The organism is Streptomyces sp. NPDC051909 (genome assembly GCF_040681095.1).
GTDB lineage: Bacteria > Actinomycetota > Actinomycetes > Streptomycetales > Streptomycetaceae > Streptomyces.
Genome location: NZ_JBFAYA010000015.1, coordinates 119,322 through 141,134, shown reverse-complemented (window position 1 = coordinate 141,134; position 21,813 = coordinate 119,322). Strand labels below are relative to the sequence as shown.

Genomic DNA, 21,813 nt, shown 5'->3' with positions numbered 1-21,813 from the left:
CCCCCGCCAGGCCGGCGCCCACCGACGGGAGCGGGGGACGTGGCCACCGGAACGGCCCCCGCGCACCCCCCACGGCGGGCGCGCGCCCCCGTCCGGCCCGTCACGCGGGCTCCGTCGCCGCCGCCAGCCGCGCCGACAGGTCCCGCATGTACGCGATCAGCGGATCCGGCGCGTGGACGGTGAAGTCCACGTCCATCAGGGCGAGCCGCAGGGCCAGCCACTCCACCGAGTCGGCCACCCGGGCCCGAAGCCGGCAGCGGTCCGGGCCGGTCGCGACCGGCACCAGATGCGCCGGCAGCCGGGCCACGACGAACTCGGCGGGCGCGGCGAACTCCACGTCGAGGTCCACCTCGCCCTGCGCCCGCGCCCGCGCCATCGACCGCGCCATGTACGCCGCCGCGTCCCCCGCCGGCAGCTCGCGCGGCGCGAACCGGGCCCCGGTCGGGAACGGCTCGGTGACCCGGTCGACCCGGAAGGTGCGCCAGTCCTCGCGCCCCAGGTCGTACGCGACGAGGTACCAGCGGCGCCCCGTCGACACCAGTCGGTACGGCTCCACGAGCCGCCGGCTCTCCGTGCCGTCGCCCGCCCGGTAGCCGAAGCGCAGCTTCTCCTGCCCGGTCACCGCGCCCGCGAGCGCGGTCAGGGTCTGCGGCGCGACGGTGGCCCCGTCCCCGCGGGTGAGCGGGATCGTCGCGTTCTGGAGGGTCGACACCCGGTGCCGCAGCCGCGACGGCAGCACCTGCTCAAGCTTGGCCAGAGCCCGTACGGAGGCCTCCTCGACACCCTCGATGGCGTGACCCGCCCCGGCCCGCAGTCCGACCGCGATGGCCACGGCCTCCTCGTCGTCGAGCAGCAGCGGCGGCATCGCCGTACCCGCCACGAGCCGGTAACCGCCCACCGCGCCCCTGCTCGCCTCCACCGGATAGCCGAGGTCGCGCAGCCGGTCGATGTCCCTGCGGATCGTGCGCGGCGAGACCGAGAGCCGCTCGGCCAGCTCGCTGCCCGGCCACTCGCGCGGGGTCTGGAGGAGCGACAGCAGATTCAGGAGTCGTGCCGGTGTGTCCGTCATGTTATCCAGCATGCGGCGCATCTAGGACATGAGCTGACCTATATGACTCCTAGCTTCCTCGTATGAGTTCACACGACGCCCTCCCCGCGGCCGTTCCCGACGCGGCCGCCACCGACCGGAGACGCTGGATCGCCCTGGCCATCGTCATGACCGCCGCCTTCATGGACCTGGTCGACGCCACGATCGTCAACATCGCGATCCCCAGCATCGAGCGGGACCTCGGCACCTCGCCCGCGGTCATCCAGTGGATCACCGCCGGCTACGCGCTCGCGTTCGCCGCGGGTCTGATCACCGGCGGCCGGCTCGGCGACATCTACGGCCGCAAGCGCCTCTTCCTCCTCGGCACCGCCGGCTTCACCCTCGCCTCCGCGCTGTGCGGCTTCGCGGCCAACCAGGAGATGCTGGTCGGCTCCCGTCTGCTCCAGGGCGCGATGGCCGCGATGATGGTGCCGCAGGTCCTGTCGATCATCCACGCCACCTTCCCGGCGCACGAGCGCGGCAAGGTCTTCGGCCTGTTCGGCGCGATCATCGGCCTCGGCGCGGTCTCCGGCCCGCTGCTCGGCGCGCTGCTCACCCAGTGGAACATCGCGGGCCTGGAGTGGCGCCCGATCTTCCTCATCAACCTGCCGGTCGGCATCGTCGCCCTGATCCTGGGCCGCCGCTTCATCACCGAGTCCAAGGCCCCGAAGGCGCTGAAGCTCGACATGGTCGGCGTGCTCCTGGTGACGGTCGCGCTGCTCATGCTGATCTACCCGCTGACCCGCGGCCGCGAGCTCGACTGGCCGCTGTGGGGCCACCTGATGATGGCCGGCAGCGTCCTCGTCTTCGGCGCCCTCGTCGCGTACGAGAAGTACAAGACGAAGAAGGACGGCTCCCCGCTCGTCGAGCTGTCGCTGTTCAAGGTGAAGTCCTTCGCCGGCGGCATCGCCGTCCAGCTGACCTTCGGCGTCGTGATGGGCATCTTCTTCCTGGTCTGGACGCTCTACATGCAGATCGGCCTCGGCTGGAGCCCGCTCAAGGCCGGTCTGACCGGTGTGCCGTTCTCCATCGCGGTCTCCACCGCGGCGGGCCTCTCCGTGCAGCAGCTGGTGCCGCGCTTCGGCCGCAAGGTGCTCCAGGCGGGCGCGCTGACCATGGGCGCGGGCATCCTGCTCTACTTCTTCCTCGCCGGCCGCTACGGCACCGACATCCACCCGTGGCAGATGATCCCGGCCCTGGTCGTCATGGGCCTCGGCATGGGCCTCATCGTGGCGCCGCTGACCGACGCCGTGCTCTCCGAGGTGCCGCGCGAGCACGCCGGCTCGGCCTCCGGCCTGATCAACACGACCGGTCAGATGGGCAACGCGCTCGGCCTCGGCCTCGTCTCGGTGGTGTTCTTCGGGGCCATCGACGAGCAGCGGCTGAAGGCCTTCCCGCAGGAGACCGGCAAGGCCTTCACCGAGGCCTTCCAGAACTCCCTGGGCTGGGCGGCCGTGGTGCTCGCCGGCATCTTCCTGGTGATGTTCGCCCTCCCGGCCAAGCCGAAGCAGCACCTGGAGGGCGGTGGCGACGACGAGGCCTCGGACGCTCCGGGCGCCCCGGAAGGCCCGGCGGCGAAGGAGCCCGAGCTGGTCTCCTGACCCGGCAGGCCCGGGCCCAGGCAGTCGTAGGACTCAACAGGGGTACGAGGAGGGGTGGCGCGCACCGGATGCGCGCCGCCCCTTCGTCATGCCAGGGGCCGGCCGCGAACCGTCGGCGAACCCGGCCGCGAACCGTCAGCGGACCCGGCCGCGGGCCGTCACAGAACCCGGCTGCGGCGGCTGCGGGAATCCATCGCCTCGCGCGCGGCGCGCTCCTCCTCGTACACCTCGCACATGTGACGCCCGTCGGGGGTCGCCGTGTGCTCGACCTCCCACAGGCTCAGCTCGCTGCCGTCGACCAGCAGGAACTGGTGCTCGTAGAGGGTGAAGCCGGCGTCCCGGCCGCCCTCCGCGGAGCAGTGGCGCCCGAGCGCCTGCGTGATGTGGTGCGCGAAGGCGAGCCGCAGGCGGCGCGCCGTGGCCTCGCCGGGCCGGTCCGCGTTCTCCGCGCGGCGCAGCACCCGGCGCGCGTGGTCCGCGGAGTCGTCCGGCGTGTACATCCTCGGCTGGGCCGGTATCGGGCGGGCGAGGAGGGCGCTGAGGATCTCCAGGTCGCCGTCCTCGTCGACGGGCGTGCCGTCGGGACGCTCCGCGGTCCAGCCGAGCGACGGCCCGGCCGGCAGCCGCGACGCGGCGAGCCGGGCCTCGGCCTCCTCCACGTACAGCTCGTGCTGGTCGGTGCCGCCCCGGCCGGAGTTGTGGACCAGCTCCCACAGGCTCGGCGCCGTGCCGTCCGGGAGCAGATAGGTGTGACGGTAGGTGGTGCGGTGCAGCGACGCGCTGTGGTGCGAGGAGTACAGCGCGGTGGAGTGGGCGAGGGCCGACTCCAGGCGCTCGATCGTGGAGTCGGGCAGATCGAAGGAGTTGAGCGCCCGGCCGAGGAGTCGCTCAAGGTGGGTCTCGGTCGTCTCGTACGGATCGTGTGACTGATCCTGCGGATCGTTCAAGAGGGTCTCCAGGCCGTCGCCGCATGTCACTTGCTGCTTGCTAAACGTAGTCCCTGGGTCTGACATCGTGTCCGGCGTTCGGGAAAACGAACGGGGGCGCACAACGAGTTCCCACGCCCCTGTGGCATATTCCCCAACTCCCCTCGGTATACCGGCAGTCGACGGCGCGGGCTAGCCGTCGTGCGCGCCCCCGTACAGCTCCCGGTACGCGGGGAAGTCCCCACCAGGCCCGTAGGCCCCGGCAGTGGGCGCGAGCACCGCCTGCACGATGGCCCGTGTGACGGTGTCCGCGCCCGCCGCGAGGATCTCGTTCAGGGCGAGCGGACCCGGCGCGGAGGGCAGTTCGCGCGCCCCGGTGGCGAGCGCGAACACCGTGTCGCCGTCGTTCAGGAGATGCACCGGACGGACGGCGCGAGCGATGCCGTCGTGCGCGGTCCCCGCGAGCTTGTGCGCCTGTGCCCGGGTCAGCGCCGCGTCCGTCGCGACCACCGCGAGCGTGGTGTTCAGCGGCGGCGGGGCGAGCCTCGCCCGCGCCTCGGCGAGCCGCCGCTGCGCCGCCTCGTGCACGGCCGGCTCCGGGTGGTCCGGGCGGCCGCCCGCGAAGTACGCGCCGAAGGGCACGCCCGTCGCCGGATCGACCGCCGAACCGACCGCGTTGACCACCACGAGCGCGCCGACCGTGATCCCCGACTCCAGCACGGTGCTCGCCGTCCCCACCCCGCCCTTCAGGCCGCCGACCACCGCCCCGGTGCCCGCGCCCACCGCGCCCGTCGTCACGCGCGCGTGCGGCCCGCTCGTGGCGGCCGCCGTCACCGCCGCCCGCCCCGTCGCGGCGTCCGGCCGGGCCGCGAAGTCCCCGCCCCGGCCGAGGTCGAAGACACAGGCGGCGGGTACCACCGGCACCACGTGCGCCGGATCGGGCCCCACCCGCACCCCGCGCCCCTGCTCCTCCAGCCAGGCCATCACCCCGCCCGCCGAGTCGAGCCCGTAAGCGCTGCCGCCGGTCAGGACCACGGCGTCGATCCGCTGCACCACATTGCGCGGATCCAGCGCGTCCGTCTCCCGCGTGCCCGGCCCACCGCCCCGCACGTCCACGGCGGCCACCATGCCGCCCTCGGGTGCGAGCACGACGGTGGTGCCGGACAGCGCCCGTTCCCCCGCCACGCGCGCGTGGCCGACCCGGAGGCCGGCCACGTCGGTGAGGGCGTCGAGCGGTCCCTTGCGCTGCTGCTCGGTGCGCTGCTGCTCAGTCATACGTCCTGGGTAGCACGGAAGTCGGCGGCAGGGGATGCCGTACGGGCGTCACGGTACGGGCGTCAGCGCTTGGGCCCGAGGTAGGTGCCGCCCGAGGCGTCGACCACCGTGCCGGTGATCCAGCGGCCGCCCGGCGAGGCCAGGAACGCCACCGGATCGGCGATGTCCTCCGGCTGCCCCACCCAGGGCAGCGCCTGACCGGCGATCAGCATCTCCTCCAGCTGCGGCACCGCCGCCATCGCGGCGGTGAGCGAGGCCGTCTGCGTCGGGCCCGGCGCGACCGTGTTCACGGTGATCCGGCGGGCGCCGACGACGTTCGCGAGCGTCCGGGTGAAGGTCTCCATGGCGCCCTTCGTCATCGCGTACGCCAGCTCGTCGGCGAGCGAGATCCGGGTGACGGCGGACCCGATGTTCACGATGGCGCCCCCGTCCCGCAGCACCGGCAGCAGCTGCTGCACCAGGAAGAACGGGGCCCGCACGTTCACCGCGAAGACGCGGTCGAACGCCTCGGCCGTCTCCTCCTGGAGGTGCCCGCCGGACGTCGTGACGGCCGCGTTGTTGACCAGCACGTCGAGCCCGCCGTCCCCGGCGTGGGCCGCGAGCCCGGCCCGTACGCCCTCGACCAGCGCGAGCACGCCCTCGTGGCCCGTCAGGTCGGCCCCCACGGCGAACGCCCGCCCGCCCTCGCCGGCGATCAGTTCCACGGTCTCCTGCGCGGCGGCGGCGTCGCTTCCGTAGTGCACGGCGACGACCATTCCGTCCCGCGCGAGGCGCCGGGCGATGGCGCGCCCGATGCCGCGGGAGGCACCGGTGACGAGCGCGGTGCGGGGGAGCGGGCTGCTCTGCCGGCTGCTCTCGGTGGTGCTGTGGTGGTGCTGCATGGCGGTTCCCTCCGGTCGGAGTGCGGTGCCGGCGAACGGGCGATCGCCGTGTCGGGAAGGAGAGTGGCGGGGCGCGCTGACGGACCGCGCACCGCGTGCTGACCGCCGCCGACAACAGGAGTCAGCCGGGGTCAGGGAGGCCCGCCCTCCGGGCCGTCCCGGCCGCGCGGGCCCGGTCGGCGAGGGCTGCCTCCGGCACGCCGGCGGCCTCGTGGAGGGCGGCGCGGCGGCCGAGCAGGTCGACGATGTCCTCGGCGACGCCCAGGGACTCGAAGAGGTCGAGGGCCTCGGCGAGCAGCGGGAGCGGCTCGGGGGAGAGGCCCGCCAGGCCTTCGAGGGCGGTGGCCGTGCCCCAGCGGTCGCCGAGGGCGCGGAAGGCGTCGAGGGCCGCCGTCAGGGCCTGTTCGGCCGTGTCCCGGTCGCCGTGCGCGAGCGCCAGGTGCCCCTGCCCGGCCAGGCCGAGGGCGCGGGACCAGGCGTCGGCCGGGACCGGAAGGCGGTCCTCCGGCCCGACCGCCGTCGCCCACAGGAACGCCGTGAACGGCTGCCGCAGCGGCTCCGCCCGCTCCCTCAGGAGCCTGCGCGCCCGGGCGAGCCGCTCCGGTCGCTCCGGGTCCCGCGCCCCGGCGGTCAGCACGCACAGCGCGTACTCCTCGCCGAGTCCGTCCAGGACTTCCCCCGCGCCCCGGTCGACCAGGTCCGCCGCGTCCACTCTCTCCAGGAGCTCCGCCACCAGGCCCGCGACCTGCCCGCGCAGGCCGCGCAGCCACCAGTACCCGGTGAGCGCGGCGACAAGCCGAAGCCCGTCCGCCGGGGTCGCCCGGCGCAGCGCGGCCCGCAGGTTCGGGTCCTCGGCGTCGAGCCGGGCGAGCCGGTCGAGCTGGTCAGGGCCCCGCAGCTCCGGGTCGGCGGCGCGGGCCAGGGCCAGGAAGTGGGCCGTGTGGGCGGCGTGGGCGGGATCGTCGGCGGGCAGCCGGCCCGCCGCGTAGGCGCGGACGGTCTCCAGCATCCGGAACCGGCTGCCAGTGCTCCCGTCGGACCCCGCCTCCATCAGCGACTTCTCGGTCAGCGAGGCCAGGAGGTCTTCCGCGTCCGCGAGGTCCGTGCCCCACACGGCGGCCGCCGCCTCGGCCGTCGCACCGCCCCGGAACACCGAGAAACGTGCCGCGGCCGTCCGTTCCTCCTCGTCCAGGAGCTCCCAGCTCCAGTCCACCACCGCGGCCAGTGTCCGATGCCGCTCCGGCGCCGTCCGGTCGCCCCGCGACAGCACCCGGAACCGGTCTCCTCGCCGGTCTCCTCGCCGGTCCCCGAGCCGGTCCCCCAGCCGGTCGGCCAGTTCGCCGAGGGTCAGCGTCCGCAGCCGGGCGGCCGCCAGTTCCAGGGCGAGCGGCAGCCCGTCGAGCGCCGCGCAGACCTCTCGCACGCGCGCGCGTGCGTCCGGGTCCGCGTCCGGGCCGGCGACCGCCTCCGCGAATCCGGGCCGGGCCGCCGCCCCGCGCCTCAGGAACAGCTCCTCCGCCGCCCGCGCCGCCAGCGCGCCCAGCGGCAGCAGCGACTCGCCCGTGATGCCCAGCGCCTCCCGGCTGGTCGCGAGCACCCGCAGCCCGCCGGAACCGGCCAACAGCACCCGTACGAGCCGGGCCGCCTCCGCCACCACGTGCTCGCAGTTGTCCACGACCAGCAGCACCGCCCGGCCCGCGAGTGCCCTCAGAAGCGCGTCCGCGCCCCCATCGCGCACCCCGAGCGCCCGCGCGCACGCCCCCGCCACCTCCCCGGGACCGACCGCGCTCAGGTCCACGAACACCGCCTCGAAGGCGCCTGGTTCAACCCGCTGCCGCTCCCGCTGCTGCTCCCGCTGTACGAGTTCCAGCGCGAGTCGCGTCTTGCCCGCGCCGCCCGGCCCGACCAGGGTCACCAGGCGCGCGGCGGCCAGCAGCACCCCCAACCGCTCCCGTTCGCGCTCCCGCCCGACCAAGTCGGTCAGCGGCACCGGCGGCCGGGCGGCGGCAGCGGGCCGGGACGTCGCCTCGCCGCGCAGCACCGCGAGGTGCGCCGCGGCCAGTTCGGCGGAAGGGTCCGCGCCCAGCGCCTCCGCGAGCGCCCCGCGCACCTCCTCGTACGCCGCGAGCGCCTCCGCCTGCCGCCCCGCTCCGGCGAGCGCCCGGATCTGGAGCGCCCGGAGCCGCTCGCGCAGCGGATGCGCCGTCGCCGCCTGGGCCAACGCGCGTACCAGCGGGGCGGGATCCCCGCCGGTCGCGAGCCGGGCCGCCGCCCACTCCTCCAGGGCGTCGAGCCGCAGCGCGTCGAGGCGGGCGGCCTGCCCCTCGGCGTACGGAGCCTCCCGTACGTCCGCCAGAGCGGGCCCGCGCCACAGCCCGAGCGCCTCCCGCAGCAGCTCCTCGGCCCGTACGGCGTCCCCGGCCGCCCCGGCCCTGGCCCCCTCCCGGGCCAGCCGCTCGAAACGCAGCGCGTCCACGTCCTCGCCGCCGACCCCGGCAAGCCGGTAACCGGCGGCCGAATGCTCCACCGTCACCCCCTCCGGCAGCCCCGCCCGGCGCAGCCGGGAGACCTGCGACTGGAGGGCGTTCGCGGCCCCGGCCGGCGGCTCGTCCCCGTACAGCCCGTCGACGAGACGCCCGGTCGGCACGATCCGGCCCGCGTCGAGGAGGAGCAGCGCGAGCAGCGCCCGTACCCGCGGACCGCCGACGGCGGCGGGCACGGGCGGATCGCCGACGGTGAGCGGACCGAGCAGCCGGAAGATCATGTGAGGAATTGTGACCGAGGGGAGCGCGATCGGGCCCTGTCGAGGTCCGGCCTGTCCCTTCGGGCCCGTTCAGGTCCGTTCAGGCAGCCCGGTCGGGCGCGGTCATGCCCGGTCAGGCGCGGGCGGACGGGGTGGTGGAGCGGGGCCGGCGGGTGGCCGGGTTGGTGGCGGTGAGCGTCACACCCACCGCCACGGTCGCGGCGGCCACCAGACCGGCCGCGAACACTGCCCAGTGCCCGGCGAAGGAGCACATCAGGATCGCCAGGGACGCCACGGGCAGTACGGCCTGCTGGGCGAGCCCGACCTTGAAGTAGCGGGCGTGCAGCAGCCACACGCACATCAGGAAGATCGCGGTCGGGATGGTCACGGCGGAGGCCGCGGCGAGGGTGGTGATGTGCGCCTCCCCGACCGCCTGCTCGACCGCGATCTCGATGCCCGCGCCGATCGCGGCGGCCGAGGCGAAGATCAGATAGTGGCCGTAGCCCCAGAGGAAGCCCTGCCGGTTGGAGGCCAGCCGGTCGTGGGCGGGCACGACGAAGTAGATCCACCAGGCGGCGAAGACGATGAGGAGCCCGCCGGCCGCGATCGGCAGGACCTCGCCGAGCGCGTCGTTCTCGGTGACTCCCGACTTCACGGCCACCGTCGCCGCCGCGATCGTCTCGCCGAGCACGATGATGGTGAAGAGGCCGTAGCGCTCGGCGATGTGGTGCGGGTGCCACTGCGTGGTGACGTCCTTCTCCGCGTACACCGGCACCGCCATCTCGGCCAGCGCCATCACCAGGAACACCCACGGCCGCGCGTCCTCGGGCACGAAGAGCAGCGCCAGCCAGCCGATCTGACACGCCACCACCCCGGCGGCGTAACGGCGGCACATCGTCCGCTCGGCCGGGTCGGTGGCGTGGTGCGCGGCGCGCAGCCACTGCGAGGAGAGCGCGAGCCGCATCACGACGTATCCGATGTACACGACCAGGAAGTCGTGGTCCGCGAAGGCCCGCGACACCCCGGCGGCCAGGATCAGCACGCCGGCGATCTGCACGAGCGTGACCACCCGGTAGAGCACGTCGTCGTTGTCGTACGCCGAGGCGAACCACGTGAAGTTCATCCAGGCCCACCACACGGCCCAGAACACCATCGCGTAGTTCAGGATCCCGGTCCCGGCGTGCCCCTCCGCGACGGCGTGCACGAGCTCGGCCCCGGCCTGGGCGACGGCCACGACGAAGCACAGGTCGAAGAACAACTCGAGGGGCGTGGCCGCCCGGTGCGCCTCGTCGCGCGACCGCGCGGTGAGCGGAAGAAAAGGTTGCGTCATGCACGACAGAACAGCACGCCCGTCCGGCCTGCGCCCAGCGCGACACCGACGGTGACGGGAGGCTCCGGACGCGGGGCGCCGGACCGTGTTCGGGTACGTCCCGCCCGGTGCCTCCCCGACCCAGGGGTCACCCTGCCCCTACCCGACGTCCCTACGGCCCGGAACCGACGGGACCTAGGCCCATCCCCTCTGCCGACGATCGGCTCTCACGCCGCCCGGGGCGCGGGCGGAGCCTGGAAGGGCGGCACACCGAGTCCTCACGTCGATGTGCGTCCCTCGTGCGGCGAAGTGCGGGGAAAACCAGGGAATTTCAGGGAAGTCAGGGAAGCGTCATGGGTTCCGTAGTCCAGGACAGCAGAACGACGGGCGGGCCGGCGCCCGTCTCGTACGACGCGGAGCAGTACGGTCCCGGCCGGCCGATCACCGACTGGGAGCCGGAGAACGAGCTCTTCTGGAAGTCCATCGGCCGCAAGGTCGCCAACCGCAACCTGTGGATCGCGGTCCCCGCGCTGCTCGTTGCCTTCGTGGTCTGGCAGGTGTGGTCGGTCACCGCGACCAATCTGAAGGACGTCGGCTTCGGCTTCTCCACCTCCCAGCTGTTCTGGCTGACGGCCATCCCCGGCCTGACCGGCGGCACGGCCCGGATCTTCTACACCTTCCTCGGCCCGATGATCGGGCAGCGGCGCTTCACCGCCCTGTCCACGGTGGTCCTGGTGGTGCCGCTGATCTGGCTGGGCATCGCGATCCAGGACCCGTCGACCCCGTACGGGGTGATGGTGGCCATCGCCGCGCTGTGCGGCATCGGCGGCGCCAACTTCGCTTCCTCCCTCGCCAACATCGGCTTCTTCTTCCCGAAGGCGAGGAAGGGCAGCGCGACCGGCATCAACGGCGGCCTCGGCAACCTGGGCGTGTCCGTGGTCCAGCTGCTGACCCCGATCGTCATCACCTGGTCGACGATCGCGATCGGCTCCGCCCAGCACAAGGCCGACGGCACCCCCGTCCACCTGCAGAACGCGGCCTTCGTCTGGGTCCCGGTCGTCGTCGTCCTGGCCGCCGTCGCCTGGTTCGGCCAGAACGACCTGAAGGTCGCCTCCACCCCGTTCCGTAAGCAGAAGATCATCTTCAGGCGCAAGCACAACTGGCTGATGACCTGGCTGTACGTCGGCACCTTCGGCTCCTTCATCGGCTTCGCCGCGGCCCTGCCGATGCTGATCAAGACCACCTTCCCGGACTACTCCGTCGCCACCTACGCCTGGATGGGCCCGGCGGTCGGCGCCCTCGCCCGGTGGGCGGGCGGCTGGATCGCCGACAAGTGGGGCGGCGCTCGGGTCACGATCCTGTCCTTCGTGGGCATGGCGGCGGCCATCATCGGAGTGATCACCTTCCTTCCTTCGGGCGGCGCCGGCGGTTCCTTCCTCGGCTTCTTCCTGTGCTTCCTCGCGGCCTTCCTCTTCTCCGGTATCGGCAACGGCTCGACCTTCCGCCAGATCCCGGTGATCTTCCGCGGGACCCATCTGAAGGGCCTGACGGAGGGCACCCCGGAACACGCCCGGGCGCTGAAGCAGGCGGAGATGGAGTCCGGTGCCGTCACCGGCTTCACCTCGGCCATCGCCGCCTACGGCTTCTTCTTCATCCCCGCCCTCTTCGGCTCGGTGGCCGTGACCAGCGCGATGTGGGGATTCGTCGGCTTCTATCTCAGCTGCATCGTCGTGACCTGGTGGTTCTACGCCCGCAAGGGCGCCGAGGCCCCCAGCTGACCGGCCCTGCCGGACGCCGGGAAAGGCCCTGCCGAGGCGGGGCCTTCTCCCATATCCGGAAAGGGACCTTCGGCTGTCGAGTGGTGACCATTGCCGACCGGTTCGATCGATCGGGCGGAGTGCAATGGAAACAAGCGAACGGCTGTTCCGAGAGTTCGAGAAGATCGAGAAGGCGGTGCGGGCAGTGACGGCGACCCCTGCTGAAGCGACGGTGAACGACGGCGCCTGGAAGGGCTTCAAGGGCGGACTCTGGCGCGACGCCATCGACGTCCGCGACTTCATCCAGCAGAACTACACCCCGTACGAGGGCGACGACTCCTTCCTCGCCGGCCCCACCGAGCGGACCACCGCCGTGTGGCGGGCCATCACGGACAGGTTCCCCGAGGAGCGCGCCAAGGGCGTGTACGACGTCGCGTACGACATCCCCTCCACCATCACCGCCCACGCCCCCGGCTGGATCGACCGCGACAGGGAACTGATCGTCGGCCTCCAGACGGACGCCCCGCTCAAGCGCGCGATCATGCCGAACGGCGGCTGGCGCATGGTCGCCGGCGCCCTGGAGACCTACGGCTACCCGGTCTCCGTCGACCTCGAGAAGGTCTTCACCGAGTACCGCAAGACCCACAACGCCGGTGTCTTCGACGCCTACACCCCCGAGATCCGTGCCGCCCGCAAGGCCGGCATCGTCACCGGACTCCCCGACGCCTACGGCCGAGGCCGCATCATCGGCGACTATCGCCGCGTCGCTCTCTACGGCGTCGACCGCCTGATCGAGGTGAAGCGGCAGGAGAAGGACGAGCTCAACTCCCTCCCCGCCGAAAACCGTTCGCTGGAGGAGACCATCCGGCTGCGCGAGGAGCTCGCGGAGCAGATCCGGGCCCTCGGCGAACTGAAGGAGATGGCCGCCTCCTACGGCCACGACATCTCCGGCCCCGCCCGCACCGGTCGCGAGGCCGTGCAGTGGCTGTACTTCGCCTACCTCGCCGCCGTGAAGGAGCAGAACGGCGCCGCGATGTCACTCGGCCGCACCTCCACCTTCGTCGACGTCTATCTGCAGCGCGACATCGAAGCCGGCCTCCTCACCGAGGCGCAGGCCCAGGAACTGGTCGACGACTTCATCATCAAGCTGCGCATAGTCCGCTTCCTGCGCACCCCCGAGTACGACGAGCTGTTCTCCGGCGACCCGACCTGGGTCACCGAGTCCATCGCCGGCATGGGCGAGGACGGCCGTCCGCTGGTCACCCGCACCTCCTTCCGTTATCTGCAGACCCTCTACAACATCGGCCCGGCCCCCGAGCCGAACATGACCGTCTTCTGGTCGCCGCAGCTCCCCCGGGGCTTCAAGGAGTTCTGCGCCAAGGTCTCGATCGACACCTCCTCCGTCCAGTACGAGTCGGACGAGCTGATGCGGCCCCGCTTCGGCGACGACACCGCCATCGCCTGCTGCGTCTCCGCGATGCCCGTCGGCAAGCAGATGCAGTTCTTCGGCGCCCGCGTGAACCTCGCCAAGACCCTCCTCTACGCGATCAACGGGGGCCGCGACGAGAAGTCCGGCGCCCAGGTCGGCCCCGACACCGGCGCCGTCACCACCGCCGTCCTCGACTACGACGAGGTGATGGGCAAGTTCGACGAGCAGATGGAGTGGCTGGCGAGCGTGTACGTCCACGCGCTGAACGTCATCCACTACATGCACGACAAGTACGCCTACGAGCGCGTCGAGATGGCCCTCCACGACCGCGACGTGCGCCGCACCATGGCCTGCGGCATCGCCGGACTCTCGGTCGCCGCCGACTCGCTGGCCGCCATCAAGTACGCCCGGGTCACCGTCCTGCGCGACGAGACCGGCCTGGCCACCGACTACGAGATCGAGGGCGACTATCCGGCGTACGGCAACAACGACGAGCGCGCCGACGAGATCGCGGTCTGGCTGGTCGAGGAGTTCATGAGGAAGGTGCGCAAGCACCCGACCTACCGCAACGCCGAACACACCCAGTCCGTCCTGACCATCACCTCCAACGTCGTCTACGGCAAGAAGACCGGCAACACCCCCGACGGGCGCCGCGCCGGCGAGCCGTTCTCCCCGGGCGCCAACCCGATGAACGGCCGAGACACCCACGGCTACGTCGCCTCGGCCCTCTCGGTCGCCAAGCTCCCGTACGAGGACGCCGAGGACGGCATCTCGCTGACCAACACCGTCACCCCCGACGGCCTGGGCCGCACCCCCGAGGAGCGGATCAAGAACCTCGCCGGAGTCCTCGACGGCTACATGGCGAGCGACGGCTTCCACATGAACGTCAACGTCCTCAACCGCGACGTGCTCCTCGACGCCATGACCCACCCGGAGAAGTATCCGCAGCTCACCATCCGGGTCTCCGGATACGCGGTGAACTTCGTCCGCCTCACCCGCGAACAGCAACTCGACGTCCTGAACCGCACTTTCCACGGCTCCCTGTAGCCCTTGCCCGCAGGCCGGCCGTCAGCCTCCGCCCTCACCGGCCGGCCCTCACCGACCCGTGCGGCGCCGGGACCCGACCCTCACCCGAGCCCCGGCGCCGCGCGCGCGAAGCCCCGGTTCCCCTTTGCACCCCTCCCTTCGACCTCGTTCCTCCCGGACAGGAGGCCTGCCATGGCCGTACTCCTCGGCTCGGACATCCCGCCCCTCCCCGCGACCCCGGCCGCCGCGGTGACCCACCGCACCGCCGAGGGGTCGGTGCACTCCTGGGACCTGTCCACCGGCGTGGACGGCCCCGGCACCCGCTTCGTCACCTTCCTCTCCGGCTGCCCCCTCATCTGTCTCTACTGCCACAACCCCGACACCTGGCGGATGCGGAACGGCAAGCGCACCTCCGCCGACGCCGTCGTCGCCGAAGCGAGCAAGTACACCCGCTTCATCGCGGCCTCCGGCGGAGGGGCCACCGTCTCGGGCGGCGAGCCCCTGCTCCAGCCCGTCTTCACCGGCGAGCTGCTGCACCGGATGAAGCACGAGCTCGGTCTGCACACCGCCCTCGACACCTCGGGCTTCCTCGGCGCCCGGGCCACGGACGCCCTGCTGCGCGACACCGACCTGGTGCTTCTCGACATCAAGTCCTGGGACCCGGACACGTACAAGAAGGTCACCGGCCGACCGCTCGGCCCGACCCTGGACTTCGCCCGCCGCCTCGCCGACCTCGGCCAGGAGGTCCACGTCCGCTTCGTGCTCGTCCCCGGACTCACCGACGATGCTGCCAACATCGAGGGAGTCGCCGCCTTCGCGGGCGGCCTCGGCAATGTCTCCCGCGTGGACATCCTCCCCTTCCACAAGCTCGGCGAAGCGAAATGGCGAGCACTCGCCAAGCCGTTCACCCTCCACCACACTCCGTCCCCGACCCCGGACCAGATCGCCTCCGCCCGCGAGGTCTTCCGGGGCCACGGGCTGTACGCGGTCTGACCCGCCGACTTCCGGGTCCATCCGTCAGGGACTCACCCATCGGTGGTGCAAAAAGGGCGAAAGTGGCTGTTCAGCCCTAGGGTGGCCGCGTGATCGAGCCACCGCAGGCCCCCGCCGAGCCGCCGCCCGTCGTCGCCGACCGACCGCCGCAGACCCCCGCCCAGGTGCGTCGCCGTGCGACCCTCGCGGGGGTCGCCGTTTCCGTGCTGCTGATCCTCGCGATCGTCCTCGGCAGCCGGCTGCTGCGGGACTTCGACTCGGCCCTCCTTCCGTACGCGGTGGCCACCGTCTTCCTCGCCTTCGGCGTCGCCTACCGCTACACCGTGTGGGTCTCCGCCCCCGGCGCCCGACGCCTGCTCAAGCAGGGCTGGCGGGCACTCTTCTCCGTCGAGAACTTCCGCAGGGCGCCCACCGCCCTGCCCCGGATGATCGCCACCTACCTCGGCTTCCAGAAGTTCCTCGGCGCCCGCTCGCACGCCCGCTGGGCTGCTCACCAGCTGATCTTCTGGGGCTGCGTGCTCGCCGCCCTCATCACCTTCCCGCTGACCTGGGGCTGGTTCACCTTCACCTCCTCCACCGGCTCGGGGCCCGGCTACGAGATGCGGATCTGGGGCTTCAAGATCCTCGGTTTCGACGCGCTGAACGTCGTCGGCTGGCTCATGTTCCACGGCCTGGACATCGCCGCCGTCCTCGTCATCCCCGGCGCCTCCTACTTCCTGTGGCGCCGGATGAAGGACCGCGGCGCCATCACCGGTCAGCGCTTCGCCTATGACCTGGTGCCGCTGATCGCCCTCATCGTCATCTCCGTCACCGGCCTGCTGCTCACCTTCTCCTCGATCTTCCTGCACGGCGGCGGCTACGAGTTCCTGGCGATCCTCCACATGGTGTCCGTGGTCTTCACCCTCATCTACATCCCCTTCGGGAAGTTCTTCCACATCGTGCAGCGGCCGGCCGCCGTCGGCATGCAGCTGTTCAAGTACACCGCCCGCCGCAAGGGCGAGCCGGCCGCCACGGCCGGTGCCGTGACCGGCGCCGCCGCCGCGGCCGGAGCCCCCGGCGAGGTCAGCGCCGACGGCCTGCTCGGCTGCCGCCGCTGCGGCCGTCCCATCGACACCGCCCCCTACGTCGAGAACCTCCAGGGCACCATGCGCGATCTGAGGCTCGACTTCGACGAATGGGCCGAGTACTGCCCCCGCTGCAAGCGCGTCCTACGGGGCACCGCCTACCTCACCCATGTCAAGAAGGGCTTCAAGTGACCTCCCCGCTACCTCTTGACCCCTCTGTCGCCCCGCCCGGCACCCGCGACTTCCGCGACGCCGGCGGCATCCCCGCCGACCGCTGGCACGCCGACCAGAACGGCGAGACCCTCGTCCCCACCCACTGCTGCTTCTGCGGCGTGCAGTGCGGCATGTATCTGCGTGTCGACCACGGCGGCAAGGTCTTCGGCGTCGAACCCCGCAACCACGACATCAACCGGATGCGGCTCTGCCCCAAAGGCATCAACGCGTATCAGCAGGTCAACCACCCCGACCGGCTCACCTCCCCGCTCATGCGCCGCAATCGCGACGAGCCGTTCCGCGAGGTCGGCTGGGACGAGGCGCTCGACTTCACCGTCGCCGAGATCCGCCGCATCCAGACCGAGTACGGCAACGACGCCTTCGGTCTGCTCGGCGGCGCCAGCCTCTTCTCGGAGAAGACCTATCTCGTCGGCAAGTTCGCCCGGGTCGCCCTGAAGACCCGGCACGTCGACTACAACGGGCGACTGTGCATGGTCTCCGCCGCCGGAGCCAACAAGCTCTCCTTCGGCATCGACCGGGCCGGCAACCCCTTCTCCGACATCCTCCTCACCGACTGCCTGCTCATCGCCGGCTCCAACGTCGGCGAATGCTTCCCCGTGATGACCCAGTACCTCTGGGGAGCCCGGGACCGCGGCGCCACCCTCATCGTGGTCGACCCGCGCGAGACCGCCATCGCCCGCACCGCCGACATCCACGTCGCACTCAGGCCCGGCACCGACTCCGCCTTCTTCAACGCCGTCCTCCACGTCGTCGTCGCCGAGGGCCTCACCGACGAGGCCTACCTCGCCGCCCACGCCGCCGGCTGGGAGGAGGTGAAGGAGACCGTCGCCGAATACCCGCCCGCCCGCTCCGCCGAGATCTGCGGCGTCCCCGCGGAACAGATCGTCCAGGTCGCCCGCATGTTCGCCGGCGCCGGCAAGGCCATGGCCTGGCACGCCCGCGGCGTCGAACATCACTCCCAGGGCGTCGAGAACTGCCTGACGATCATCAACCTGTGCGTCGCCACCGGGAACATCGGCCGCCCCGGTGCCGGCTACGGCACCATCACCGGCCAGGGCAACGGCCAGGGCGGCCGTGAGCACGGTCAGAAGTCCGACCTGCTGCCCGGCGGGCGCTCCATCTCCGACCCCGAGCACCGCCGCCAGATCTGCGAGATCTGGGGCATCGCCGAGGCCGAACTCCCGCCCGCCGGCACCTCCATGATGGAGATGGTCTGGCAGATGCAGCGCCGCGAGATCCGCGGCCTCATCGGCATCTGCAACAACCCCTTCGTCTCCCTCCCCAACTACGCCACGGTGAAGGAGGGCTACGACACCACCGAGTTCCACGCCCAATTCGACTTCTTCCTCTCCGAGACCGCGGCCAACGCGCACGTGGTCTTCCCCGTCACCGTCTGGGCCGAGGACGAAGGCGTCATGGCCAACGCCGAGGCCCGGGTCGTCAAGCACAACAAGGCCCAGGAACCCCCGGCCGGCGTCCGCACCGACACCTGGGTCATGTGCGAACTCGCCAAGCGCCTCGGCGCCGGTGACAAGTTCGCCTTCCCCGACTCCCGCGCCGTCTTCGAGGAACTGCGCATCGCCTCGGCCGGCACGGTCAACGACTACTTCGGCATCACCTACGACCGGCTGGAGGAGACCGGCGGCATCGCCTGGCCCTGCCCCTCCACCGACCACCCCGGCACCCCCCGCCTCTTCGAGGACGGCCGGACCTACCACGCCGACGGCAAGATCCATATGCAGGTCGTCGAATGGCACCCGCCCATGGACCCGTACAGCGAGGAATACCCCCTCTCACTCACCACCGGCCGCACCGTCGCCCACTTCCTCTCCGGCAACCAGACGCGCCGCCTGGGTGCCCTCGTCGAACAGACCCCGCGCCCCTGGGTCGAGGTCCACCCCTCCCACGGCTTCCGCAACGGCGACCCGGTCCGGGTCGTCACCCGACGCGGCAGCGAGGTCTTCCCCGCCCTGGTCACCGAGGCCATCCGCCCCGACACCGTCTTCGTCCCCTATCACTGGCCCGTGCCCACCGCGGCCAACGCGCTGACCATCGACGCCCTCGACCCCCGGTCGAAGATCCCCGAGTACAAGGTCTGCGCCGCCCGCATCGAGGCCGCCGAACGCATCGACGAGGTCCCCGCACCGCCCACCGCCCCCGGCCACGTCGCCTACCCGGAGACCCAGGTCTCCCGCGACGACCCCCTGCCGCCCACGTCCCCGCAAGGCCGTGGCACCTCGGAGAGGAGCTGAGCCGCACATGATGGGACGCACGATCTTCATCGACCCCGGCCGCTGCATCGGCTGCCAGGCCTGCGTCTCCGCCTGCCGCGAATGCGACTCCCACCGCGGCAAGTCGATGATCCACCTCGACTACCCCGACGAGGGCCACTCCGTCGCCTCCCTTCCCACCGTCTGCATGCACTGCGAGGACCCCGTCGCCCCCTGCGCCGAGGTCTGCCCCGCCGACGCGATCCTGGTGACCGCGGACGGCGTGGTGCAGCAGGCCGACACCACCCGCTGCATCGGCTGCGCCAACTGCGTCAACGCCTGCCCCTTCGGTGTCCCGAAGATCGACCTCCAGGCGAAGCTGCAGATGAAGTGCAACCTCTGCTACGACCGCACCGCCTACGGCCTCGCCCCCATGTGTGCCACCGTCTGCCCCACCGGCGCCCTCTTCTACGGAACCCTCGACGAACTCCGCGCCGAACGCCCCGGCGTCGAGGTCGCCGACTCCTTCACCTTCGGGTCCACCACCGTCTCCACCGGAGTGGCGATGGTCGTCCCCGCCGACAGAGTCCAGTGGCCGGTCCCCGGCGGTCTGCCCATCGTCGAAGTCAACGGAGTGGATGTCCGATGAGCCTCACCGAACCACCCCCGGACACCGGCGCCGGCGCGGTCACCGACCCGGGCGACCCGAACCGGCCCGCCGACGCCGCCCACGCGGCCCTCCACGACCGGATCGCCGCCGACTCGCTCACCACCCGCCGTGACTACCTGCGGATCGTCGCCACCGTCTCCGGCGGCCTCGCGGTCGGCGGCATCGGCGTCGCCTCCGGCATCCTGCACCGCCACGGCGACAGCGACGACGGCGCCCCGAAGCCGAAGAGGATCGCCGACCAGCTCCTGCCCGGCGACTCGATCGCCTTCCGCTACCCCGACGACGAGGACCGTGCCGTCGCCATCCGTCTCGCCGACGGCACCCTGGCCGGCTACTCCGCCGTCTGCACCCACCTCGCCTGCGCCGTGCTCTGGCGCAACGACCGGGGGAGCGAGGGCGAGCTGTACTGCCCCTGCCATGAGGGCGTCTTCGATGCCCGCACCGGCGAGGTCACCGCGGGCCCACCGCCCCGCGGCCTGCCCAAGGTGCTCCTGGTCGAGGAGACAGACGGCAGCGTCTGGGCCGTGGGCACCACGCGCTCTGGAGAAAGTGTCCGCGAGGGCTTGTGCCGCCAGCTCGGCGACGAACGTCCCGGTCTCGCCGAACGCCTCGGCTGCCCTGGCGCCGGTGCTCCCGCCGCCGAAGGGAGCCGACGGACATGAGCGAAACCCCCTTCCCCAAGGACCCGGCTGGCCCCAGCGACCCCGCCGGCCCCGGGAGCCCGCCACCCCGACCCGTCTACACCCCCGGCAGCGCCCAGCCGCGGCTCAACCGCCCGGTCCACGAGCGCTACCCGCAGATCCGCCCCACCAGCGGCTACGGAGACCCCCGTATCCGCCACACCGGCCCCGGCCCGGGCGCAGGCACCGAGCAGGAACCGGAGCGCTCCTCCAAGCTCACCGCCCGCCTCACCCTGGCCCTGACGGTGGTCATCGGCCAGCTGTGGGGGCTCACCGTCGTGGTCGACGAGTGGATGTCCGGCGACACCGGGACCGCCTGGTGGGGCGCGGGATTCCTGGTCCTGTCGTTCCTCGTCGTCCTCGGCCTCTGGCTGCTCGACCCGAAGGACCGGTGAACGGACCGGCACAAGGACCGATGACGGGACCGAGGCGCGGAATCCCGCAGATCAGAGCCCGGATCGGGAGGGTACGGGGCGGTGCTCCGGGCGTACCCTGAAAACATGAGCACCGCCCCCGCCCACGGATCGCGAGCAGCGAAGCAGTCCGACAACGATTCCGATTCCCGACCCCGGCCGGCACTGGTCTTCGACGATCCGCTGGACCAGCAGTCCGCGGACGACACGGACCGCGGGTGGGGTGAGCGGCCTCCGGCCGGCGGCAGCGCCGCCGACCTCGCGCGCTTCCTCGACGAGAAGCCGCCGCACCACCTCTGACACCGACCGGGACGGTCGGTCAGGAGGTGGGGTGCGCCCCGCCGCCTCAGGTGCTGGAACCCGCCGGAGACCCCGAGCTGGGGCCGCGCTGGGAGACCAGGTGGTCGCGGATCTCCTTCAGCACCTCCAGCTCGCTGACCTCCAGGGTCTCCTGGACGCCTTCCTTCGCCCTGTCGTGCGCGGCGCGCTTGGCGAGGATCTTGGCCATCGGCAGGACCATCAGGAAGTAGACGACTGCCGCCGTGATCACGAAGCTGAGGACGGCGCTGAGCACCAGGCCCCACTGGATCTGGATGCCCTGCATCTCGCCGTTCACGATCTTGCACGGGTCCTTGAGGCAGGACGAGTACCCCTCCAGGTCCTTCGTGCCGAAGGCACCCACGAGCGGGTTGATGATGCCCTTGACCACCGAGTTCACGATGTTGGTGAACGCGGCGCCGATGACGACCGCCACCGCCAGGTCGATCACGTTCCCCCGCATCAGGAAGGCCTTGAAGCCTCCCAGCAGACTTTCCTTCTTCTCGGCCACCAAGGTGCCTTTCGTCGCGTGTGCAGTGTGCGGAGCCATTACGCCGCGCCCGGCGCGAACGCGTCCAATCCGTACACACGGGACGGTGACTTGACAGTGCGTCCGTGCGAATCAGCACAGTGTCACCGCCAGTTGGGATGTCATCCCCGCCCCGGCGAGAGCCGTCGCCGTCGACCGTGGAACGGACAGGACGATCAGGGCCCCGCCGTCCGGCCGGGTCTCGCCCGGCCGCGGCACCTCGGCCACTCGCGCGCCCGAGGCGACCACCCGGGCCTCTCCCGTCGCACCCGTCATGGAGTCGGGTGCGGCGATCACGTCGACCCGGTCGCCGGGTCGCAGCAGCCGTACGGTGGCCGCGTCGGCGATCCGCACCGGCGCGGACACGAGCGGTACGACGGCCGGCCGGTGCGCCGCCCGGGCGGGTGGTGGAGGAGGCTGCGGGGCCGGGTCGTCGGCCCCGGCGGCGCCGGCCGCCGCGAGCGCGGCCGCCGTCATGGCGAGCACCGCGGCGGGCGCCCGTCGCCTGCGCCGCAGCGCCCGGCGCAGCCGTAGCCGCGCGCCGCGCACGCGCAGCGGATCGAAGGAGGGGAGCCCGCACGGCGCGGGCACCGAGGCCGGGGTGTGGGTGAGGCAGGAGTTCGTGGTCATCGCGCAACCGCCTGTCGTGGCACGGCCGTTCACCGGAC

18 protein-coding genes are annotated in these 21,813 nt (G+C 72.2%); 10 read left to right on the top strand and 8 right to left on the bottom strand.

What is annotated here, in order from left to right; translation table 11 throughout:
* Positions 1-100: 100 nt before the first annotated feature.
* Complete coding sequence (locus AB0M18_RS24020; RefSeq protein ID WP_365761253.1) at positions 101-1,069, bottom strand: YafY family protein; 969 nt, start codon at positions 1,067-1,069, stop codon at positions 101-103.
* Positions 1,070-1,131: 62 nt separating this feature from the next.
* Between AB0M18_RS24020 and AB0M18_RS24015 the strand changes: the two genes are divergently transcribed.
* Complete coding sequence (locus AB0M18_RS24015) at positions 1,132-2,688, top strand: MFS transporter (protein ID WP_365761251.1); 1,557 nt, start codon at positions 1,132-1,134, stop codon at positions 2,686-2,688.
* A gap of 158 nt (positions 2,689-2,846) precedes the next feature.
* Here AB0M18_RS24015 and AB0M18_RS24010 read toward each other — a convergent pair whose 3' ends face one another.
* From AB0M18_RS24010 to AB0M18_RS23990, 5 genes are all read right to left on the bottom strand, one after another.
* The gene (locus AB0M18_RS24010) at positions 2,847-3,635 is read right to left on the bottom strand and encodes a DUF6227 family protein (RefSeq protein ID WP_365761249.1); all 789 of its coding nucleotides are present in this window, start codon (positions 3,633-3,635) and stop codon (positions 2,847-2,849) included.
* A 171-nt stretch (positions 3,636-3,806) separates the two neighbouring features.
* Positions 3,807-4,889 carry a P1 family peptidase gene (locus AB0M18_RS24005; RefSeq protein ID WP_365761247.1) on the bottom strand — a complete coding sequence of 361 codons (1,083 nt, stop codon included), beginning with the start codon at positions 4,887-4,889 and terminating at the stop codon, positions 3,807-3,809.
* Between the two features lie 62 nt (positions 4,890-4,951).
* A complete protein-coding gene (locus tag AB0M18_RS24000) occupies positions 4,952-5,770 on the bottom strand; it encodes an SDR family oxidoreductase (RefSeq protein ID WP_365761245.1) in 819 nt (272 codons plus the stop codon).
* A 121-nt stretch (positions 5,771-5,891) separates the two neighbouring features.
* Positions 5,892-8,534, bottom strand: a complete 2,643-nt coding sequence (locus AB0M18_RS23995) for a BTAD domain-containing putative transcriptional regulator (RefSeq protein WP_365761243.1) — start codon at positions 8,532-8,534, stop codon at positions 5,892-5,894.
* Between the two features lie 112 nt (positions 8,535-8,646).
* The gene (locus tag AB0M18_RS23990; protein WP_365761241.1) at positions 8,647-9,843 is read right to left on the bottom strand and encodes a low temperature requirement protein A; all 1,197 of its coding nucleotides are present in this window, start codon (positions 9,841-9,843) and stop codon (positions 8,647-8,649) included.
* A gap of 332 nt (positions 9,844-10,175) precedes the next feature.
* On the opposite strand from AB0M18_RS23990, the gene AB0M18_RS23985 reads away from it, so the two are divergent.
* The 9 genes from AB0M18_RS23985 to AB0M18_RS23945 all read left to right on the top strand — a co-directional run bounded on the left by AB0M18_RS23985 (position 10,176) and on the right by AB0M18_RS23945 (position 20,598).
* Positions 10,176-11,600 carry an MFS transporter gene (locus AB0M18_RS23985; protein ID WP_365761239.1) on the top strand — a complete coding sequence of 475 codons (1,425 nt, stop codon included), beginning with the start codon at positions 10,176-10,178 and terminating at the stop codon, positions 11,598-11,600.
* Positions 11,601-11,724: 124 nt separating this feature from the next.
* On the top strand, positions 11,725-14,055 hold the full coding sequence (gene pflB, locus AB0M18_RS23980; RefSeq protein WP_365761237.1) for a formate C-acetyltransferase: 2,331 nt from the start codon (positions 11,725-11,727) through the stop codon (positions 14,053-14,055).
* 171 nt (positions 14,056-14,226) lie between these two features.
* Complete coding sequence (gene pflA / locus AB0M18_RS23975) at positions 14,227-15,027, top strand: pyruvate formate-lyase-activating protein (protein WP_365761235.1); 801 nt, start codon at positions 14,227-14,229, stop codon at positions 15,025-15,027.
* A gap of 89 nt (positions 15,028-15,116) precedes the next feature.
* A complete protein-coding gene (locus tag AB0M18_RS23970) occupies positions 15,117-16,283 on the top strand; it encodes an MFS transporter (RefSeq protein ID WP_365761233.1) in 1,167 nt (388 codons plus the stop codon).
* Positions 16,280-18,577, top strand: coding sequence for a molybdopterin oxidoreductase family protein (locus AB0M18_RS23965; protein ID WP_365761231.1), 2,298 nt, complete (start codon positions 16,280-16,282; stop codon positions 18,575-18,577). Before AB0M18_RS23970 ends, AB0M18_RS23965 begins: the two co-directional genes overlap by 4 nt.
* 7 nt (positions 18,578-18,584) lie before the next feature.
* Positions 18,585-19,184 carry a 4Fe-4S dicluster domain-containing protein gene (locus AB0M18_RS23960; RefSeq protein WP_365761229.1) on the top strand — a complete coding sequence of 200 codons (600 nt, stop codon included), beginning with the start codon at positions 18,585-18,587 and terminating at the stop codon, positions 19,182-19,184.
* Complete coding sequence (locus AB0M18_RS23955; RefSeq protein ID WP_365761227.1) at positions 19,181-19,867, top strand: Rieske (2Fe-2S) protein; 687 nt, start codon at positions 19,181-19,183, stop codon at positions 19,865-19,867. The genes AB0M18_RS23960 and AB0M18_RS23955 overlap by 4 nt, the downstream gene beginning before the upstream one ends.
* A complete protein-coding gene (locus AB0M18_RS23950; protein WP_365761225.1) occupies positions 19,864-20,280 on the top strand; it encodes a hypothetical protein in 417 nt (138 codons plus the stop codon). Before AB0M18_RS23955 ends, AB0M18_RS23950 begins: the two co-directional genes overlap by 4 nt.
* A 105-nt stretch (positions 20,281-20,385) precedes the next feature.
* A complete protein-coding gene (locus tag AB0M18_RS23945) occupies positions 20,386-20,598 on the top strand; it encodes a hypothetical protein (RefSeq protein ID WP_365761223.1) in 213 nt (70 codons plus the stop codon).
* A 46-nt stretch (positions 20,599-20,644) separates the two neighbouring features.
* Here the strand turns inward: AB0M18_RS23945 and mscL are convergent, their stop codons facing one another.
* Positions 20,645-21,127 carry a large conductance mechanosensitive channel protein MscL gene (gene mscL / locus AB0M18_RS23940; RefSeq protein WP_365761221.1) on the bottom strand — a complete coding sequence of 161 codons (483 nt, stop codon included), beginning with the start codon at positions 21,125-21,127 and terminating at the stop codon, positions 20,645-20,647.
* Positions 21,128-21,238: 111 nt separating this feature from the next.
* A complete protein-coding gene (locus AB0M18_RS23935; protein ID WP_365761219.1) occupies positions 21,239-21,775 on the bottom strand; it encodes a hypothetical protein in 537 nt (178 codons plus the stop codon).
* Positions 21,776-21,813: the final 38 nt, after the last annotated feature.

Bases quoted from the DNA above. Each gene is read 5' to 3' on its own strand.
- AB0M18_RS24000 (WP_365761245.1), bottom strand. From the start codon at position 5,770: ATGCAGCACCACCACAGCACCACCGAGAGCAGCCGGCAGAGCAGCCCG.
- AB0M18_RS23985 (WP_365761239.1), top strand. From the start codon at position 10,176: ATGGGTTCCGTAGTCCAGGACAGCAGAACGACGGGCGGGCCGGCGCCC.
- pflB (WP_365761237.1), top strand. From the start codon at position 11,725: ATGGAAACAAGCGAACGGCTGTTCCGAGAGTTCGAGAAGATCGAGAAG.
- pflA (WP_365761235.1), top strand. From the start codon at position 14,227: ATGGCCGTACTCCTCGGCTCGGACATCCCGCCCCTCCCCGCGACCCCG.
- AB0M18_RS24005 (WP_365761247.1), bottom strand. From the start codon at position 4,889: ATGACTGAGCAGCAGCGCACCGAGCAGCAGCGCAAGGGACCGCTCGAC.
- AB0M18_RS23995 (WP_365761243.1), bottom strand. From the start codon at position 8,534: ATGATCTTCCGGCTGCTCGGTCCGCTCACCGTCGGCGATCCGCCCGTG.
- AB0M18_RS23950 (WP_365761225.1), top strand. From the start codon at position 19,864: ATGAGCGAAACCCCCTTCCCCAAGGACCCGGCTGGCCCCAGCGACCCC.
- AB0M18_RS24015 (WP_365761251.1), top strand. From the start codon at position 1,132: ATGAGTTCACACGACGCCCTCCCCGCGGCCGTTCCCGACGCGGCCGCC.
- AB0M18_RS23960 (WP_365761229.1), top strand. From the start codon at position 18,585: ATGATGGGACGCACGATCTTCATCGACCCCGGCCGCTGCATCGGCTGC.
- AB0M18_RS23945 (WP_365761223.1), top strand. From the start codon at position 20,386: ATGAGCACCGCCCCCGCCCACGGATCGCGAGCAGCGAAGCAGTCCGAC.
- AB0M18_RS23935 (WP_365761219.1), bottom strand. From the start codon at position 21,775: ATGACCACGAACTCCTGCCTCACCCACACCCCGGCCTCGGTGCCCGCG.
- AB0M18_RS23990 (WP_365761241.1), bottom strand. From the start codon at position 9,843: ATGACGCAACCTTTTCTTCCGCTCACCGCGCGGTCGCGCGACGAGGCG.
- AB0M18_RS24020 (WP_365761253.1), bottom strand. From the start codon at position 1,069: ATGACGGACACACCGGCACGACTCCTGAATCTGCTGTCGCTCCTCCAG.
- AB0M18_RS23955 (WP_365761227.1), top strand. From the start codon at position 19,181: ATGAGCCTCACCGAACCACCCCCGGACACCGGCGCCGGCGCGGTCACC.